The sequence below is a fragment of the Bacillus sp. FSL W8-1127 genome (assembly GCF_038006725.1).
GTDB classification, from domain to species: Bacteria; Bacillota; Bacilli; order Bacillales; family DSM-4216; genus Bacillus_O; species Bacillus_O smithii.
The window spans coordinates 575,388-595,380 of the sequence record NZ_JBBOVU010000001.1; the positions used below are offsets into that span (position 1 = coordinate 575,388).

At 41.4% G+C, this 19,993-nt stretch carries 13 protein-coding genes and 2 pseudogenes; 4 read left to right on the top strand and 11 right to left on the bottom strand.

Going from position 1 to position 19,993, the window contains the following annotated elements; translation table 11 throughout:
- The first annotated feature begins 347 nt into the window (after nt 1–347).
- Complete coding sequence (adhP, locus tag NST12_RS02745) at nt 348–1,370, top strand: alcohol dehydrogenase AdhP (RefSeq protein ID WP_003353974.1); 1,023 nt, start codon at nt 348–350, stop codon at nt 1,368–1,370.
- 170 nt (nt 1,371–1,540) lie between these two features.
- Here adhP and NST12_RS02750 read toward each other — a convergent pair whose 3' ends face one another.
- The 8 genes from NST12_RS02750 to hxlA all read right to left on the bottom strand — a co-directional run bounded on the left by NST12_RS02750 (nt 1,541) and on the right by hxlA (nt 12,053).
- Complete coding sequence (locus tag NST12_RS02750; protein WP_341100153.1) at nt 1,541–2,998, bottom strand: sigma-54-dependent transcriptional regulator; 1,458 nt, start codon at nt 2,996–2,998, stop codon at nt 1,541–1,543.
- Between the two features lie 25 nt (nt 2,999–3,023).
- Nucleotides 3,024–4,679, bottom strand: a complete 1,656-nt coding sequence (locus tag NST12_RS02755; RefSeq protein ID WP_341100155.1) for a sensor histidine kinase — start codon at nt 4,677–4,679, stop codon at nt 3,024–3,026.
- A gap of 3 nt (nt 4,680–4,682) precedes the next feature.
- The gene (locus NST12_RS02760; RefSeq protein WP_341028416.1) at nt 4,683–5,831 is read right to left on the bottom strand and encodes an iron-containing alcohol dehydrogenase; all 1,149 of its coding nucleotides are present in this window, start codon (nt 5,829–5,831) and stop codon (nt 4,683–4,685) included.
- Between the two features lie 390 nt (nt 5,832–6,221).
- Entirely contained in the window at nt 6,222–7,145 is a 924-nt protein-coding gene (gene prpB, locus NST12_RS02765) for a methylisocitrate lyase (protein ID WP_341100157.1), read from the bottom strand.
- A 249-nt stretch (nt 7,146–7,394) separates the two neighbouring features.
- Entirely contained in the window at nt 7,395–8,843 is a 1,449-nt protein-coding gene (locus NST12_RS02770; protein WP_048622645.1) for a bifunctional 2-methylcitrate dehydratase/aconitate hydratase, read from the bottom strand.
- A 95-nt stretch (nt 8,844–8,938) separates the two neighbouring features.
- Nucleotides 8,939–10,045: a citrate synthase gene (mmgD, locus tag NST12_RS02775; protein WP_003353966.1), complete on the bottom strand. Its 1,107-nt coding sequence runs from the start codon at nt 10,043–10,045 to the stop codon at nt 8,939–8,941.
- A gap of 812 nt (nt 10,046–10,857) precedes the next feature.
- Nucleotides 10,858–11,415 carry a 6-phospho-3-hexuloisomerase gene (gene hxlB / locus NST12_RS02780; RefSeq protein WP_003353965.1) on the bottom strand — a complete coding sequence of 186 codons (558 nt, stop codon included), beginning with the start codon at nt 11,413–11,415 and terminating at the stop codon, nt 10,858–10,860.
- A gap of 5 nt (nt 11,416–11,420) precedes the next feature.
- On the bottom strand, nt 11,421–12,053 hold the full coding sequence (gene hxlA / locus NST12_RS02785) for a 3-hexulose-6-phosphate synthase (RefSeq protein ID WP_118499157.1): 633 nt from the start codon (nt 12,051–12,053) through the stop codon (nt 11,421–11,423).
- Nucleotides 12,054–12,466: 413 nt separating this feature from the next.
- On the opposite strand from hxlA, the pseudogene NST12_RS02790 reads away from it, so the two are divergent.
- Nucleotides 12,467–13,192, top strand: a pseudogene (locus NST12_RS02790) (NtaA/DmoA family FMN-dependent monooxygenase); the annotation flags it as partial.
- Here NST12_RS02790 and NST12_RS02795 read toward each other — a convergent pair.
- The 3 genes and pseudogenes from NST12_RS02795 to NST12_RS02805 all read right to left on the bottom strand — a co-directional run.
- Nucleotides 13,162–13,857: pseudogene (locus tag NST12_RS02795) on the bottom strand (TIGR03571 family LLM class oxidoreductase); the annotation flags it as partial. The pseudogenes NST12_RS02790 and NST12_RS02795 sit on opposite strands and share 31 nt — an antisense overlap.
- 222 nt (nt 13,858–14,079) lie before the next feature.
- A complete protein-coding gene (gene mnmA / locus NST12_RS02800; RefSeq protein ID WP_048622652.1) occupies nt 14,080–15,192 on the bottom strand; it encodes a tRNA 2-thiouridine(34) synthase MnmA in 1,113 nt (370 codons plus the stop codon).
- Nucleotides 15,193–15,244: 52 nt separating this feature from the next.
- On the bottom strand, nt 15,245–15,655 hold the full coding sequence (locus NST12_RS02805) for an RrF2 family transcriptional regulator (protein ID WP_048622653.1): 411 nt from the start codon (nt 15,653–15,655) through the stop codon (nt 15,245–15,247).
- A 594-nt stretch (nt 15,656–16,249) separates the two neighbouring features.
- On the opposite strand from NST12_RS02805, the gene NST12_RS02810 reads away from it, so the two are divergent.
- The gene (locus NST12_RS02810; RefSeq protein ID WP_328201030.1) at nt 16,250–18,499 is read left to right on the top strand and encodes an alpha-galactosidase; all 2,250 of its coding nucleotides are present in this window, start codon (nt 16,250–16,252) and stop codon (nt 18,497–18,499) included.
- Between the two features lie 345 nt (nt 18,500–18,844).
- Nucleotides 18,845–19,960 carry a radical SAM/CxCxxxxC motif protein YfkAB gene (gene yfkAB, locus NST12_RS02815; RefSeq protein ID WP_040341255.1) on the top strand — a complete coding sequence of 372 codons (1,116 nt, stop codon included), beginning with the start codon at nt 18,845–18,847 and terminating at the stop codon, nt 19,958–19,960.
- Nucleotides 19,961–19,993: the final 33 nt, after the last annotated feature.

Here is a 19,993-nt window from a genome sequence, read left to right on the forward strand (position 1 = left end):
CAGGTCTCATTTGGCGATGGTGCAATAATGGACAGTATTCTTCAGCCTTATTAAAATCAGCTTCACTAGTTAAATAGGATCAAAGAAAAGAGAGCAAGAGGCCAGGAAAATGGATCGGCTCTCTTTTTCTTTTGATCAAATGCAAAAACGGAGAAGAGGTTGGGGCAGTGATAGGAATAGATTTTCTATGGTGATGACAAATTCACGATAAACATGACAAATATTCGATCAATCTTGCCGAAATTTTGGTACAAAAACAAAAAGGGAGATGGAGGGGAGCAATCTTTTCAGTTGGCACGTTTTTTGCATGACTATGGATGAAACATATTGAAAGGGGAGAGGGGAAAATGAAAGCGGCTGTTGTGAATTCATTTAAACAAAAATTGGAAATTAAAGATGTGGAGAAACCAACATTAGAGTATGGGGAAGTGCTTGTGAAAATTGAAGCGTGCGGTGTATGTCATACGGATCTTCATGCGGCTCACGGAGACTGGCCGGTAAAGCCGAAGCTTCCTTTGATACCGGGGCATGAAGGAGTAGGGATTGTGGTAGAAGTCGGTGAAGGAGTTCGATCGATCAAAGTGGGAGATCGCGTCGGCATTCCTTGGCTTTATTCTGCATGTGGGGAATGTGAATATTGTTTAACCGGACAAGAAACTCTGTGTCCTCATCAATTGAACGGCGGATATTCTGTAGACGGTGGTTATGCAGAGTATTGTAAAGCTCCTGCTGACTACGTGGCGAAAATTCCGGAACATTTGGATCCTGTGGAAGTGGCGCCTATTTTATGTGCGGGAGTTACGACGTATAAAGCGTTAAAGGTTTCCAACGCGAAACCAGGCGAATGGGTTGCGATATACGGCATCGGAGGATTAGGCCACATTGCGCTGCAATATGCCAAAGCGATGGGATTGAATGTTGTAGCTGTGGATATTAGCGATGAAAAATCGGCATTGGCTAAAAAGTTAGGAGCTGATATTGCGATCAATGGATTAAAAGAAGATCCGGTCGAAACGATTCGGGAAAAATTGGGCGGAGTGCATGCGGCCGTCAGCGTGGCAGTCAATCGAAAAGCATTTGAACAAGCTTACCAATCCGTAAAACGAGGCGGTACTCTTGTCGTTGTTGGATTGCCAAACGATGAATTGCCGATTCCGATTTTTGATACCGTTTTAAACGGAGTAACGGTAAGAGGTTCGATTGTCGGAACAAGAAAAGATATGCAAGAAGCTTTAGATTTCGCTGCACGCGGAAAAGTTCGCCCCATTGTCGAAACGGCGCCATTAGAGGATATTAATGAAGTATTTGAGAAAATGGAAAAAGGGCAAATTAACGGACGGATCGTATTAAAAATTGGGGAAGCCAACTAATTTGTCATCTTCTGAATGGCAGGGAGCGAGTACATACCACGGATCGCTCCCTGCGTGATAAAAGGGAAGGACCACGGCGGAAGACGCCGTTAGACGTGTTACCGATCTGTTCAAAAGCGTGCCTGAAAGAACTTGTGAAATCTTATTCAACGCTGGACCTTTATATGAATCTATTGAACAGAATGAACTCCTTTTTCTTTTAATAAATAGCGAAGTTTTCGAACCGAGATATTCAGTTGTTCTGCCGCTTTTTTTCGATTTCCGACAGTTTGTTTTAATGTTTTCATGACGAAAGATCGACCAATTTGCCATTCTAATTCTTTTACTAACGATAGCACCTGTTCCAAATCCACTTCACGGTTGTTTTTCCATAGTTCCAGAATATAGTTTGTCCATTCGTTTAAATATACTTCAAGGTCGGCCTCGTCATCATGATCCTTTTTTTCATTCAATAATTCGATCTGCGGCGAATCGTTTGTCATTTTCATTTTTTCCGGCAAATAATTCGGAGTAATGATCGTGGTTTCGCCTTCTGCCAATGTGACCGCTCTTTTGATCACATTCAGAAGTTCACGGATATTTCCCGGCCAATGATATTGTTTCATTTGTTCGATGGTATCTTCAGAAAAAGTAAGATGGGTTTGTAATTTTTGTAAGAAGAACTCTATGAGAAGGGGAAGATCTTCTATCCTTTTTCTCAACGGAGGCAAGGATAATTTGACCACGTCTAAACGATACAATAAGTCTTCGCGAAATGTTTTTTCGACTACCGCTTGAGCCAGATTGACATGGGAAGCAGCGAGGATTCGCGTATTGGTCCTGCGTATCGTTTCCCCTCCTACTCGAAAATACTCTCCTGTTTCTAACACCCGCAAAAGTTTTACTTGAGTCGAAAGAGAAGCCTCTCCAATTTCGTCCAGAAATAAAGTGCCTTTGTTCGCAATTTCAAAAATTCCTTTTTTCTCTTTTACGGCTCCTGTGAAGGCTCCTTTTTCATGTCCAAACAATTCGCTTTCCAGAAGGGTTTCTGAAATCGCTCCGCAGTTGATTCCGATAAATGGTTGGTCAGAACGCATGCTGGCGCTGTGGATAAAATGCGCTAACACTTCTTTTCCGGTTCCGGTTTCTCCTTCTATCAGCACGTTGACATTTTTCTTGGCAATTTTGTAGGCTAGCTTCACCAAATCATTCATTTCTTTGTTTTTTCCTATTATAAAGCCTAGCGATTCTGACAACTTATACATGTCGTGATCAGACGATGTGGACCGGGTGTTCAATAATTCTTCGATTAATGTTTCCAATTGGTCAAGATCGTCAAACGGTTTCTCGATATAATCGCTGGCTCCGTTTTTAATCGCTTCGATCGCTGTTTTCACCGTACTGTAGCCGGTCATGACTATCACTTGGCAAGAAGGGGTCGTTTTTTTCATCTGTTTTAATAAATCTAAACCGTTGGCATCAGGCAATTTTACATCGATGAAAGCCAAATCAAATGCTTGTTCTTGGAGGAGACGTCGAAAATCTTTCCCGTTGTATCCAATCTTTACGTGAAATCCTTTTTCCTCAAGAAAATGCAAAAAGAATGTACCGACTTCCGTTTCATCGTCAATGACAAGAATATTGGCCATATCTTCCAACCCCCGAATGATCTTTTTAATGTTTGGCAGGCAGCTTTAAAAGGAATTGGCTTCCTTTTCCGAGTTCACTTTTTACCTCAATTGTTCCACCGTGAGCTTCTGCGATCCCTAAACTGACGGAAAGACCAAGTCCTGTTCCTTTTCCGGGCCGTTTTGTCGTAAAAAATGGATTGAAAATTTCTTGTAAATGCTGTTTGCTTATTCCTTTGCCGTTATCTGCGACCGAAAGAAGAACCCATTGTTTCCCTTTTTCTTTGACCGTCGATGTGCGGATCTTAATCACTTTTTTCGGCACATCGGTCTCTTCTAAAGCATCCTTTGCATTGATTAACAGATTTAAAATGATTTGTCCGATTTGTTGTGCGTTTCCTTCAACAGTGCCAATGGAGTCATCCAGCGTTTTTTGGATCAGGATATTTTGTTTGCGAATCTGGTAACCGACTAATCCTAATACTTGCTCGACTGCTTCATTGATGGAACAATCTTCAAACCTATATTCATCTTGTCTTGAGAACGTCAATAAATTTTGAATAATGGTTTTGCATCGTTTACCGCATGTAAAAATATCGGTCAACAGTTGATAGGAGCGATTTTCCTTTGATACCGATCTTAATAATAGTTGGGCGTTTCCTAAGATGGCGGTTAATGGGTTGTTAAGCTCGTGGGCAATTCCTGCCGCCATTTCGCCAATGGCCGCAAGCTTCCCTGATTGAACTAATTGAGCCTCAATCCGGGATTTTTCTGTGATGTCATTGATATAAACAATGATGGCATACATGTTTTGGCTTTCATTAAATATCGGGTAGGAATGGAGTTCACATACACGCTGTTGAATATGAATTTGCCTGTGAACGGGTTTTTTCGTTTGAAGACTTTCCAATATCGGGCTGTCATGAATATCCATGGATAATAGCGAATGGATGTTTTCGTTCGTTTTTTTCTGCGCAGGCAATGAAAAGAATTCTTGTGCCGAGTCATTATAATTCAGAATATTTCCGTGTAAGTCAACGACCAGTATCATTTCGGAAACAGCCCGGAACGTTTCTTCCCATTCTTTTTTACTCGTGAGCACTTCTTGATAAAGCTGGGCATTTTCTATACAAACAGCTAATTGATCACCCAGTTGTTGAAAAAAGGAAAGATCATCTTTCTCATATTGGAGGGTGCTTTTGCTTCCGACGCTTAAAAGACCAATGATTTTTTCTTTACTCGTTAAGGGAATTAATAAAACACTTTGAATTCCTAATGATTCGTACACTTTGTTTTCAATAAAAGAATCCTTTTTATTCCGGACTTGGTAAAAAGTCATTTGCAGGGATTGAATGACGTTCCAATAGAGCGAGTTTTCCTTCGGCAGAGAAAAACCGATCGGGAAATATAAGGACTGCGCCGGGTAAGCATTGCTTATCATTAATTCTTGATGTTTATATAAAGATAAGCTGATTCTTTCGCATGGGAAAATTTGATTTAATTTATCAAAAAGGTTTTTCATTAATTCATCCATGGACATATCGATATTAAAACTTTTGGTCACTTCGTTTATGATTTCTAGCTGCGTATTTTTCTTTTTTAATTCCGTGATCATTTTTTTTAATTCGGTATAATAACTTTTTTTGGAAGACTGGACCCCCGTTAAGAGACTCATCATTTTCTTCTGATCGTGTATCTTCATGAGTCACCAAGCCTTTCTGAATAATTCTTCAATATCCTCAATGGTTATGTCTCTCGGGTTTGTGATCATGCAGGCGTCATTTAAGGCAATTTGACTCATTTCTTGTATCGTTTCTTTTTCTATCCCCATTTCCGACAATTTTTGAGGAGCTCCGATATCAATGGCTAATTCTTTAACATAGTCAATGGCTTTTTTTCCTGCTTCCATATAGGTGAGGCCACGGGTGTCGATCCCAAGAAATGAAGCAATATCGGCAAATTTCTTCGGATTGGCGATCAAATTGTATTCCATCACATGGGGCAACAGAACGGAATTGACATCGCCGTGATGCACCGGAAACCGCCCGCCGATGGCATGGGACATCGCATGTACAGCTCCCAAAATAGCGTTGGAAAAAGAGAGGCCCGCTTGTAAACTGGCCATCGCCATATTGGTTTTCGCTTCCATATTGAGTTTGGATGCAACCGAAGGGCGCAAATATTGGGCCACTAACGTAATGGCATTTTTCGCTTGAACATCTGTTAAAGGTGTCGATGCTAAACTGACATACGCTTCAATTCCGTGGGATAAGACGTCTAAACCGGTGGAAGCTGTCAAATGGGCGTTTTTTGTTGTTAATGTTTCAGGATCGACAATCGCAATATCCGGAACGAGAGATTTCGATACGATGGTCATCTTTTTTTGTCCTTTTGTATCTAATATGATCGAAAACTGCGATACTTCTGAACCGGAACCGGCCGTTGTAGGAACCATCACTTGTGGGGGGAGGGGTTTTTGGATTTTATCGACTCCTTCATAATCATGAATATGACCGCCGTTGGCGACAAGGATCGCAATCGCTTTTGCTACATCGATGGAACTTCCGCCGCCTATTCCGATAATGGCGTCGCATTCATTATCGACATACAGGGCAGCGCCATTTTCAACTTCCTTATCTTTTGGATTCACCGTGACATCATAAAATGTGGAGTATTTCAGCCCGGCTTGTTTGCAGCTCTTTATCACAACTTCCAGCCAACCGGCTTCCATGACACCCGGATCACTGACAATGAATACGTTTGTGGCGCCAAGCCTAAGACAGCTTTCGCCGACTTGATGAATGGAATGATTTCCAAAAATCACTTCCGGCATAACAAATTTATGTATCATCATTCTAAATCCCCCAATGTACGGCTTATACTTTTCCTTTGATTGGGCTAAAATTCATTTCTTTTGAGTCCAACTTGTCTTGTTGGATACGGACGGAGAATAAGAAGATGGTTCAAAATGAAACGAAGAAGGGATTTTCACAAAATGGGAAGAATAGATTTCTTGATGTAAAAAAGGATATTAAAAGATTCGAATGCTTGTACATTTGAAAAAGAGGTTATTCGTTAGTGAATCTTATGCACTCGTCATGTTTAATAAAGAGAAGCAGCGGCATGGTCAACTGCTTCTCTTTATTTCATGACAACGAAAGAAAACAAATCATTGGATGATTGAAAGATTCAGAACTTTTCCATCCACGTTGAAAAGAATTGTACGTGGCAGGGGATGGATCGATCAATCGTCCGGTAAAGGCTGTTCATCCGGAAGAACCGTTTTGGCAATGGTTTGATCGAGTTCTTCAAAATCATAATAATGAATTGTTTCATACAATTCTTTTCGCGTTTGCATATTGTCCAGTTCGCTTTTTTGCGTGCCGGTTTCGAGAATGGTTTGGAAAACCCGCTCATAGGCCTTTGCTGCCACGCGAAGCGAAGTAACAGGATAAATGACCATCGCATAGCCGAAAGACGCAAATTCTTCAGCCGTATAATAAGGTGTACGCCCGAACTCTGTCATATTGGCAAGAAGCGGGACCGAAACGGCTTGCTTCATCTTCAAAAACTCTTCTTTCTTCGTAAGAGCTTCCGGAAAAATGGCATCTGCTCCTGCTTCTACATATCGCTGCGCCCGTTCGATTGCTCGGTCGAGTCCTTCTACGGCATAAGCGTCCGTTCGCGCGACGATCACAAGAGACGGTGCCACTTGTTTAATGGCCTGAATTTTTTGCGTCATTTCCTCATCGGATACAAGTTTTTTTCCATTTAAATGACCGCATTTTTTAGGAAGTTCCTGATCTTCGATTTGAACGGCCGCCACGCGAGCTTCGACCATTTCACGAGCCGTTCGGGCTACATTGAGGACACCGCCAAATCCGGTATCAATGTCTACGAGAACAGGCAGATTGGCTGCTCGAACGAGTTCACGGGCACGGCGAGCCACTTCTTCAGATGTCACGATGCCCAGATCAGGCAGCCCTTGGCTTGCCGTAAAGGCTCCGCCGGATAAATAAAGGGCTTGAAAACCGACCCTTCTGGCTATAAGGGCTGCCATTCCATCGTGCGCCCCGGGAATTTGCAAAATGTCAGGAGCGTTCATTAAAGTTCGAAACCGTTCTGCCAACTCTTCTTGTGTTGATTCGTGTTCAACAACCCAAACCATAAAACCACCTTCTTTCAATGATTAAGACCATTCGTTTGTTTGAATTCATATCCATTGCTTGCAATTAGTTAGTATGAAATAACAAATCACCCTCCACGGTGTTTCATTTGAAGCGGGAGTTTTATGACACCATGAAGGCCATATTCAAATCGCCATTCTGGTTCGGGAGGTGTCTTGAGTTTCGAAAAGCCTGATTCATCTCCTGCTTTCATTTTGGGGATGAAAGCAGGAGACTCCTTTTGAAACGTGTTAAAGGACGAATAGATCGACGAATTCATGAACATTCATTGTTTCAAGGCGTTCTTGATCCGTAGAAACTTCCAGAATACGATTGATTTGTTTATCCGTGAACCGAGTTTCCAGGTTGCTTTCGTATTTTTTCAATAGTTTCGGTATGGCTTCTTCTCTGCGGAAGCGGTGGCCGATTGGGTATTCCCGAACGACTTGGCGCGTTCCCGTTCCGTCTTTAAAGCGAATTTGAACAGCGTTCGCGATGGAACGTTTTTCCGGATCGAGATAGTCTTTGCTGTATTGTTTGTTTTCCACGACGGTCATTTTTTCACGAAGTGCATCGATTCTTGGGTCTGATGCGATTTCGTCTTCATAATGATCAGCCGTTAAGTCGCCGTAAATGAGACCGACAGCAGTGATATACTGGATGCAGTGATCGCGATCGGCCGGATTGTGAAGCGGTCCGGTTTTATCGATAATACGGATGGCGGATTCATGTGTCGTAATCGTCACTTCTTCAATCTCGTCTAAACGATCTTTTACTTCAGGATGAAGTTCAATCGCGCATTCAACAGCAGTTTGAGCATGGAATTCTGCAGGGTAAGAAATTTTAAACAGTACGTTTTCCATGACATACGATTCAAATGGGCGGGCTAGCTTCAGCTTTTGTCCACGGAACAAAACATCCTCAAATCCCCAGTTTGGAGCGGACAGAGCCGTTGGATAACCCATTTCTCCTTTTAAGGACATCAGCGCCAGGCGTACGGCCCGGCTTGTTGCATCACCGGCAGCCCATGACTTGCGTGAACCCGTATTAGGAGCATGACGATATGTACGTAAGCTCGAATTGTCGATCCAGGCATTGGAAAGGGCGTTAATGATTTCTTCCCTTTTTCCTCCGAGAAGCTTTGTGACAACGGCTGTCGAAGCGACTTTGACAAATAAAACATGGTCGAGACCAACGCGGTTCAGACTGTTTTCAAGAGCGAGCACTCCTTGAATTTCATGGGCTTTGATCATGGCTTCCAGCACGGCACGCATTTTCAAGGGTTCTTTTCCTTGAGCAACGTTCGAGCGGCTGATGTAATCAGCAACTGCTAAAATACCGCCTAGGTTGTCTGATGGATGTCCCCATTCTGCTGCAAGCCATGTGTCATTATAATCAAGCCAGCGAATCATACAGCCAATGTTAAACGCGCCTTGTACCGGATCCAACACGTATGATGTTCCCGGAACACGAGATCCGTTTGGAACAATCGTACCTGGAACGATCGGCCCCAAAAGTTTGGTGCATTCCGGGTAGCGAAGAGCGAGAATTCCGCAGCCGAGCGTGTCTATGAGCACATAGCGAGCGGTTTCGAAAGCCTCATTGCTTTTAATTTCTTTATCCAATACGTAATCCGCAATTTCATTGAGCAAAGGATCCACTTGTTGTTTTTCATTATTTTTTACTAAAACTTCACCCATCAGCCTCTTCCTTTCTAAAGTAAAATGATATAATTTAAAGGAGAGGAATTTCTGCCCAAATTCCTCTACTGGTGAGCGTATAAATCTGTTTAGGATCAGTTCGTTTGCAGATGGCGCTCGCCGACATACTTGACGCGTGGCCGGAACAGACGGTTGTTGTTATGCTGTTCGATTACATGAGCACATAGCCCCGCTGTTCGGGCGGCAAAGAAAATAGGTGTGTAAAGTTCAATCGGAATATTCAGCATGTAATAGACGGGAGCGGCATAATAGTCCAGATTAGGATACAGACCTTTTTCTTCCCGCATAATTTTTTCGCCCGCTTCACACATTTCCAACAGACGCGTATCTCCGCGTGCCTCGCTTAATGATTGAAGCGCTTTTTTCATCAACAATGCCCGTGGATCCATTTTTTTCATGTAGACCCGGTGGCCAAATCCCATAATCCGCTCTTTATTCGCTAATTTACGATGGAGAAGATTCTCATAGTTTTCTTTCGTTCCGGCTTCTTCCAGCATATACATAACGGCTTCGTTGGCTCCGCCGTGAAGGTGCCCTTTTAAAGAGGAAACGGCTCCTGTCAGTGCGCCATATAAATCAGAATATGTGGAAGAGATGACTCTGGCTGTAAAAGTGGAATTCGGCATTTCATGTTCGATATAGGCTACGAGCGAGCGATCAAAAATTTTCGCCTCCAGTTCCGTCGGTTTTTTTCCTGTGAGAATGTAAAGGAAATTCGCCGTGTAGGAAAGCTTCGGATCGCTTGGAACTACTTGTTGATTGTTCATTAATCGATAACTGCTTGCGACAATGGTCGGTATTTGGCCAAGCAGCTTGATCGTTTTTTGTTTATTGGCGGATTCGCTTCGATCGTCGATAAGAGAATCAAAGCCGGATAAAACCGAGATGCCGGTTCTAAGAGCATCCATTGGGTGCGTCGTTTTAGGGAGGAGCGACAATATTTCAATCAGCTCTTTTGGAAGATCGCTGTTTGATTTAATTTCCGATTCAAAACGAGCTCTTTCTTGATCAGAAGGAAGCTTTTCTTCAATTAATAAGTAAGCAACATCAAGATACGTCTTGTTTTCTGCCAACTCGATCAAATCATACCCGCGAACAACAATCTCTTCATTTTCCACATCAAGAAATGAAATTCCGGTTTCAGCAGCAATAATGCCTTCTAATCCAGGACGAAATTCCAAATTATTTCACTCCTTCCGAATATTCTGTATTCTATGGTCCTCTCATCTCTGGGTAGTGTGATGGATTTGCCCATCTGCAATTTTTTTATTAGTTTATGCCTCGAATCATAGGATGTGACAGTGTGAATCTTTGCTGACATATACAAACAAGCTCACATGAATATGAACTGATATTGCGAAGAAAGAGTTAGTTTTCGCAGTGTCAAGATTTAATCCTAGCTTATTAAACGCTTTCAAAAAGTCTGTTTTAAAAATTTCTCTTAAAGCAAAGATTTTCTAATCTAATAGAATTCCGGTCTAATAGAAAAAAGATTCCTTTCAAAAAGTTGAAATCCCTATGGGACTTCTTGAAAATTCCTATTGATCTCTGCTCTTAGCATCTCCTATTTTTATAGTTTCGGCCGTTTCCAATCAGGTAGATTTGCTGATGATGCCACGATGCCGGTTTTCATAGAAGCGGATCGTCGGATTTTTTGCCGCTTCAACGATTGATGATCATCATACCTGATATATAACACAGAATTTCTTTTTCATTTATACTATATCACATTTTTAAAAATAAAACAAAAAATTATAAATTTTCTTTTATTTTATAATGGAAATATCAGTTGATACAACCTATTTAACTCCGTTTTTAGAATAAAAATGCGTGCTTCTTCTTATCATTCTTCCTCTAAAGAGAAAAAAGGGGAAAGGGAGGGAAGGAGGATCGCTTCATTATAAGAATAAAATATGAAAACTATTCTACAAAAAGAGACCGCAAATCGTTCCAAGAACCATTTACGGTCTCTAAAAGTTCGAGAGAGGAAACTCTATTCTAAATTAGCATGTCTTCCAAACATCGTATTGGAATCCAATCCTTTTTTCTCCATGACTCTCAAGATGATGGCGTCATAAAACAATAACAATGTTTGTTCGAAAAGCGACCCCATTGGTTGTATGGTTTTGTAATCGTTATCCGACTGATCTTTTGGTGATCCGGGTAACTTTACAGTAATATCCGCCAGTTGACCAATGGTCGATTCGGGGAAAATGGTGGCTGCTGCTATGCTTCCGCCGATTTTTTTGGCTTTTTCTGCCATGGAAACTAGGCTTTTCGTTTCTCCCGAACCCGATCCAATAATTAAAAGGTCTTCTTTTTCATAGTTGGGAGTGACGGTTTCGCCTATGACATAGGCATCTAATCCCATGTGCATCATTCGCATGGCAAAAGATTTCGCCATAAATCCTGATCGGCCGGCGCCGGCTACGAAAATTTTCTTGGATTCGAGAATTTTATCTACCAATTTTTCTGCTTCTTCATCCGAAATGAGATCAACCGTACGACTTAACTCTTTTAAGATTTCACCTAAATATTGAGTCGTCTTCATAGGCCTCAACCTTGTTGTAACATTTCTTTCATTTTAGCTGCTACAGCTTTTTTATCTTTTTGTCCAGCGATACCGCCGCCGACAATGACAAGATCTGGTTGTGCTTTAATAGCTTCTGGCAGTGTTTCTAATTTGATACCGCCGGCAATAGCTGTTTTTGCATTTTTAACGACAGCTTTAATTTTCTTAAGATCTTCAAAAGAGTTTTTACCTACTGCTTGAAGATCGTAGCCGGTATGAACGCAAATGTAATCTACGCCCATAGCATCGATTTCTTTTGCACGTTCTTCTAAATTTTTTACGGCGATCATGTCAACAAGGACTTGTTTGCCTTGTTTTTTCGCTTCTTCTACAGCGCCCTTGATGGTTAAATCTTCAGCAGCTGCAAGAACGGTCACGATATCGGCGCCGGCTTCGGATGCTTTCATCACTTCATACGCAGCGGCATCCATTGTTTTTAAATCAGCTAATACTCTTAGATTTGGGAATGCTTCTTTCATTTGTTTAACGGCTTCAAGCCCCCAAATTTTTACGACCGGAGTACCGATTTCGACAATATCAATATATTCCTCAACTTCTTTTACTATTTCTATTGCTTCTGGAATGTCAACTAAATCTAATGCTAATTGTAATTCCATTCTTTTTTATTTTTAGAAAGGACGTGAGATATAAAATATATTCAGATTTTTAAGAAAAATAAATTCATAAAATGGAAGAGTTGTTAAAGGCATATAAGGAGAAAGGCTATTTTTCGCAGCAAATGTCGAAAGGCAGTGAAAAGAATGTATGCAGTTGTTTGTTCGGAAACTGAAATCCTTGCTGGATTCAAAAGCAAACATATCATCATGATATTTTCATCCTTGGCTGGTGGGGGAAGGTCCCGTGAAATTTCATAACTTCGATCGATTCCGGTAATTCTCTTCAACCCCCAATGGATGATAAGCGAAAAAACATTGGCTATGAATCGAGGAATATCCGATCACTAGTGATTACCCTGATAGAAATGTTAGGCAGCAGATCAAAAGAACGCAAACAGTTAGGAGGAAATCTAATGACAAAAAAAAGAATGTATTTAAATGCTTTTGACATGAATTGTGCAGGACATCAATCTCCGGGTTTATGGACGCATCCGAAAGATAAATCTTCCACCTATAAAGATGCGGAATATTGGACACATTTAGCCAAGGTATTAGAAAGAGGACGATTTGATGCGATCTTTCTGGCAGATGTTTTAGGGACTTATGATGTTTATCAAGGATCGCGTGATCCGGCGGTACGTCAAGGGGCACAGGTTCCTGTTAATGATCCGGCGTTTGTTGTTCCTATCATGGCTCAAGTGACCAAACATTTAGGCTTTGGACTAACAGTATCCACAACTTACGAACATCCTTACATATTTGCCAGACGTATGTCCACTTTGGATCATTTGACAAAAGGGCGCAACGGCTGGAATATTGTGACCTCTTATTTAAACAGTGCCGCTGTTAATATCGGATTGGATCAACAAATCAGCCATGACGAACGCTATGAAATCGCGGATGAATATATGGAAGTGGTTTATAAACTGTGGGAAGGCAGCTGGGAGGATGATGCAGTCGTATTGGACAAAGAAAACAAGCTTTATACCGATCCTGAGAAAGTACATGATATTCGACACGAAGGAAAATATTATAAGGTGCCGGGAGCACACTTATGTGAACCTTCACCGCAAAGGACGCCGGTCATTTTTCAAGCCGGAGCTTCCAAAAGAGGCCGCCAATTTTTAATCAGTTCCGCTTGGTAATGAAGTGGTCGCGGATAATAAATCCATCCATCGCTGTTTGCTGCAATCCATTCAGGAGATTGAGAACTATGACCGGTTACCATCACCGGAATGGAGGATAAATTCGGCTTTGGTAAAAGGTCTCCGTTCATTAGGTCGACCCGGGAAGTATGAATTCTAGGGAAATTTTTTGCCCATACTTCTCTCATGACCGCAATAGATTCTTGAAATAAAGTACCGCGATCATTTGCATCTACCGAAAAAGCCGGAAATTCAATAGGGCGGTCGCCTGTTGCCACACCGAGAATGAGTCGTTCACCGGAAAGTTTGTCAACAGAAGCTGCCGCTTTTGCTACGTGGAGCGGATGGCGCAATGTTAAAATAATGCTTGCGGTTCCCAGGGCAATTTTCTCTGTGTGGGCGGCTATAAATCCAAGATAAGTAAATGGATCATACATTTGGCCCACGTCGCCGAAATTAGGATCGCGTAAAGGAACGTCTCTGGCAAATACGGCGGCAAATTTTAGTTCTTCTGCTCTTTTGGCTAGTTTTATTTGCTTTTCTATATTCATTTCAGGGACGTCGCTCATATAGGATTCAATAGGGAAGAACAGCCCGAGAGTGAGTTTGTTCTCTTGATACATCCGTTTATATCCTCTATGATTTTGAAATTTTTCCATCATTAGACCTCAATACCTTTCTTTGTATTAGATAGAATAATAATCATCATTTGATGAAGAATTGATGCTTCATTCGATCACTCATCCATGCCGATTGTCGGCTAAGGCGAGTGATCGTTCTGTCTATTCCAAGCCTCATATTGTTCCAAAGAATATTTTTAAATTATCCATTTAGGTTGCTTTTCATTACGAATGATAAAGCGTGCCATGGATCCGCGAATATTAAGCGACAATAGAGTCAGAAGCATCTTCTTTTCTCACCTTATCGATAATTCCGCTGCCAAGACAAACATCATTGTCATAAAATACGACGACTTGTCCCGGTGTCACCGCTTTTATCGGTTGTTCATATTCCACTAAAGCGGTTTTGTCAGGACGAACATGCACTTTTACTTTTTGGTCTTCTTGACGATATCTGAATTTGGCCGTACAAGAGAATGATCGTGGACTGTCATCTCCGCTGATAAAGTGTACGTCGGAAACGATGGCAGCATTTGAGAAAAGGGCCGGATGGTCTTTGCCTTGAGCGACGATTAACGTATTGTTATTTAAATCTTTATCTACGACAAACCAAGGTTCGCCGTTGCCTTTTGCTCCGATACCGAGTCCTCTTCTTTGTCCGATCGTATAGTACATTAATCCTTCATGCCGTCCCAGCACTTCTCCATTGATCGAGCGAATGACTCCGGGTTGTGCAGGAAGAAAATTCTTTAAAAAACTTTTGAAGTTTCTTTCTCCGATAAAACAAATACCGGTGCTATCTTTTTTATTGGCAGTAAAAAGGTTTAATTCCTTAGCGATTTTTCGCACTTCATCTTTCGTTAACTCTCCGAGCGGGAATAGAACTTTTGATAATTGTTCTTTCGTTAATTGACTCAAAAAATAGCTTTGGTCTTTTTTTGAATCTTTTCCTCTCAATAAATGGATTTCGCCGTTTTCTCTATTGACTCTGGCATAATGTCCCGTCGCGATGTAATCTGCATCTAAAGACAGAGCAAAGTCTATAAAGGCTTTAAATTTGATTTCCGCATTACACAAAACATCTGGATTGGGGGTTCTTCCTAATTTCAGTTCTTCCAAAAAATAAGTGAAGACTCGATCCCAGTATTCTTTTTCAAAATTGACACTGTAGTAAGGGATTCCTAGTTGATTCGAAACTTTTTTTACATCTTCATAGTCTTCCGTAGCTGTGCAGACACCATCATCATTTTTGTCATCCCAATTCTTCATAAAAACGCCTATAACTTCATATCCTTCTTTTTTAAGAAGGTAGGCAGCAACGGAAGAATCGACTCCTCCTGACATTCCTACAACGACTCTTTTCTTTCGACTCATGATTACCACCTTAACTGAAATATTTTTTATTACAGTTTCCGTTAAAAAAAAATTATCTTTTATTAATTTTATTTATAATATCTTGTATCGTAATCCCCTTTAAATAATTCATCAGATGTTTCTCGGCATCGTCAAAAATATTGATCAGTATGGAAGACAAATTTTTTCCTACAATACAGTTTTCATTTGCTTCGGGACATTTTGGTACCAGTGTGCCTTCGCTCGTAAGCATAAAGATTTTGTCTAATGTGATATTTTCCGCTTTTTCTTTTAAAGAAAATCCTCCTTTTGCTCCTTCTTTTGATAAGATAATTCCTTCTTTTCGAAGCAAACTTAAAATTTTTCTTAATCGTGCAGGATGAACAGTTACGCTGTGGGCAATGTCTTCGCTCGTTACAATCTGTTCAGATCTTGTGGCCAAATAAGTAACGCAGTGGACTGCAATAGAAAAATCACTATTCAATCGTATTACCTTCTTCCTAAATGTAATAATAAATATTACAGTTAACTATGTCAACCTATTAATTTTCATCCTTATCGTTGAAATGATGAAATTGTAAACTTTTAAGATTAAAGTGATGGATCATGATGGTATTAATCTTGCGGATTGTTAAGAATGCACGATCCATTGGGCACCCACATTCATTTTATTAAATCCATCGTACGAGAGCAAGGACGTATCAGGCATGAGCATATGGAGCACCGAGAAAAAGAGATATCATCGTGCCTTCATGTGGGAATGTTTAAAGAGTTGCCTGATTTGAAATCTATTTAGAATTAAAAGAAAATTCCTGAATGCCGTGTCTAATCTACAAATATACTGTATAAGAAACCATTTGATTCGAGGATGGGGAATCGATTCGTACAATCCTTAATGAACACTGGCTCTTTAAATGACCAACAGAGAAGAACGGACAGGTGATATCCAATTATTTCCATCTGTCTATCTACACCCAAGTCACCCCAGTCATAAGAGCCGTCCATCATTTTTCCATATCATCATTGCGTTTGGAAAATTCGGGAATAGATTCCAATCACAATCCAAAGGTGTGGTCATATGTCTTTTTCACCAAAAGCGATGATTCGTTTTAATAAAAAAACGAAAGAGTTTCACCTTCAAGGAAAAGATTTCAGCTACATTATCAAAATTTTGAAAAACAACCAGCTAGGGCAACTATATTTCGGAAAAAAAATACGCGACCGAAAGTCTTTTTCCCATCTATATTCAATTCGATCAAGGCCTTTGGTTGCCTGTGTGTATGAGGGGGATTCGTTTTCCCTTGATACTTTAAAACAAGAGTATCCTTCTTATGGTACGACTGATTTTCGTGAGCCCGCGTTTCAAATTCTTCAGGAAAATGGAAGCCGTATTACGAATTTTGAATATCAACATCATAAAATTTATAAAGGAAAGCCGAAATTAGAGGGGCTGCCGGCAACGTATGTGGAAAAAGGCGAAGAGGCGATTACGCTTGAAATTTCGTTGTACGATAAACTGATCGACACCGAAATTCAATTGCTTTACACGGTTTTTAGCGAGTGGAACGCCTTGGCTCGAAGTGCGAGAGTGGTCAATCATGGCCAGCAAGCTTTAAACTTGACCAGAATAATGAGCGCCAGCATCGATTTTTTCGACTCACAATTTGAAATGGTTCACCTCTCCGGATCATGGGGGAGGGAGAGATATGTGAAAATGAGAAAATTACAACCTGGCATTCAGAGTATTTCGAGCACACGGGGGGCGAGCAGTTCACAGCAAAATCCCTTTATCGCTTTGAAAAGACCGGACGCCACAGAACACCGAGGGGAAGTATATGGGTTTAGCCTCGTCTACAGCGGAAATTTTTTGGCACAGGTGGAGGTCGATCATTACGATGTCGCTCGTGTCACAATGGGCATCCATCCTTTTGATTTTAACTGGCTTTTAGGACAAGGAGAAAGTTTTCAAACGCCGGAAGTGGTGATGGTCTACTCTGATCAAGGACTGAATGGGATGAGCCAAACGTATCATCAGTTATATCGCACGAGATTAGCAAAAGGTTATTGGCGAGACAAAGAAAGACCGGTGCTTATTAATAACTGGGAAGCCACTTATTTTCATTTTGATGAAGAAAAACTCATTAAGATTGCTAAAACAGCGAAAGAGTTGGGCATTGAACTGTTTGTTTTGGATGACGGCTGGTTCGGAAAGCGAAATGACAGTAAAACCTCGCTCGGAGACTGGTTTGTGAATAATCGAAAGCTGCCTAGCGGAATCGCAGGGCTGGCTCAAAAGATCAATGACTTAGGAATGAAGTTTGGACTTTGGTTTGAGCCTGAAATGGTTTCCAAAGCTAGCCGATTATACGAACAACATCCGGATTGGGTGATCAAAGTGCCGGGACGGAGGATGTCCCAAGGGAGAAATCAGTATGTATTGGATTTCTCAAGAAAAGAAGTGGTCGATCATATTTATGGAATGATGGCCCAAATTCTTCGGGAAGCACCGATTTCTTATGTGAAGTGGGACATGAATCGCTATATGACAGAAATTGGATCGGCTGATTTACCTCCTGAACGTCAAAGAGAAGTTCCCCATCGTTATATTTTAGGTGTGTATGATCTATACGAAAGATTGACGACGGAATTCCCGCATGTCCTTTTTGAGTCTTGTGCTGCCGGCGGGGCCAGGTTTGATCCGGGAATGTTATATTATGCGCCGCAAACATGGACGAGTGACAACACAGATGCGATCGAACGTTTGAAAATTCAATACGGAACTTCTTTTCTCTATCCTTTAAGCGCAATCGGCGCCCATGTTACGTCTGTTCCGAATCATCAAGTCAAAAGGATCACGAGTCTTGAGGCAAGAGCACATGTGGCGTTCTTCGGAGTATTTGGCTACGAGCTGGATGTCACGAAGCTATCAGAGAAAGACAAACAAAAAGTCAAAGAACAGATTGCCTTTTATAAGAAAAATAGGAAATGGATCATGAATGGAACGTTCTATCGAATAAGAAGCCCTTTTGAAGACGATGGCAACATCGTAAGCTGGATGGTAGTTTCTGAAGATCAAAAAGAGGCGCTTGTTGGGTATTATCAAGTGTTGGGAACAGCTAATCCGGGATTTTCCCGTATTTTGTTAAAAGGTTTGCGAACAGATTATGAGTATGAAATCGAAGGAATAGACGGTACGTATTTTGGAGATGAACTGATGTACGTCGGCCTTCTGTTGGAAGATGCAAAGGGAAAAGGGGACTTCTACTCCAAAATTTATAAATTAAAGGCCATTCAAAGTGATGAAAAAGTGGGGATGAAAAATAGATGAAACGACGGATGGCCTCCTTAGATGATTGAAAAAGGAAAATACATTTTTTAAATAGAATGTGACGCAGCATAATGGGTTGATTTACGGTTGCTTTATTTGACAAAATGGCGCTTTTTCAACATGATTGTAGATGGAATATTTCGCTGAACGGGCTTGTGATCCCTTATCGGAATTCCTATTAGGATGCCCGACTACACGTGAACGAGTTTTCTTTAAGCTAAGGGAATCACGATTCGAAAAAGCCCGGTTTCGTTTCATATCCATCCAGGGAGACCCTCGAATGACCGGCTTCTCCCTGGATGGTGGATATTTCATTATATTTTATTGGATAAAGGAGCTTTTTTTATGACGTCACGATCTATTTCCCCTGATTTTGACCCGTGGGAATCTTATATGGATATTGAACAGCACGGATCATATGTACTTTCTAACGTAGAGTTTACTACTACTTATCTTTGCAATATGCGATGCGCCCATTGTGCGGTAGGGTATACGCTGGCTGCGAAGGATCCGGACGCTTTGCCTGTAGAACTATTGATCCGGCGCTTGGAAGAAGTGCCGACTTTGCGCGCTATCAGCATTACAGGTGGAGAGCCGATGTTGTCGAAAAAATCGGTGGAAAACTATACATTGCCTCTATTGAAATATGCGAAAAGCAGAGGGCTTTACACACAAGTCAATTCCAACTTGACGCTGCCGGCAGAACGGTATGAACAGCTGGCGCCGTATATCGATGTTTTACATATTTCCCATAACTGGGGAACGATTGAAGAATTTAGCGAAACCGGTTTTGCGATGATGGATCGTAAACCGCCGATGAGTAAAAGAGAGGCCTTGTTTGAGCGGATGATTGAAAATTCCCGTCTTCTTGCTGAACAAGGAGTCAAGATTTCTGCGGAAACGATGCTGAATAAAAAGACGCTTCCTTATTTAGAGAAGATACATCGCCAAGTGGTGGAGGAAATGAAAGCTTTTCGACACGAGATACATCCGATGTATCCAAGCGATTTTGCTTCCAACCTTCACTTGCTCTCGTTAACGGAAATTCGAGAAGCCATCCATCACTTGCTCGATATCCGCAGCCAGGATGTTTGGATGTTGTTTGGCACGCTGCCGTTCTATCCATGCAGCCGCAATCCGGAAGATCTCCGCTTGCTCGAACGACTTTATCAGGAAAAAAATGTAACCGTCCGTAATGATCCGGATGGACGCTCTCGGTTAAACGTCAATATTTTTACAGGCGACGTTATTGTGACTGATTTTGGCGACACACCGCCTTTTGGCAATGTACAAACAGATACGCTTTCCGCGGCATTTGAACGCTGGCTTGATTCCAAATGGGCGAAAGAACTTCATTGCCATTGCCCGCAAGCCCGCTGTCTCGGTCCAAATGTACTTGTGAAAAATGCCTATTATCCAACGGTCTCTTTCCGAGATCGAAAAGCTCTTATTGCTCAATAAAAGAACATCCAATCGGGGTCTTTCCACAACTAG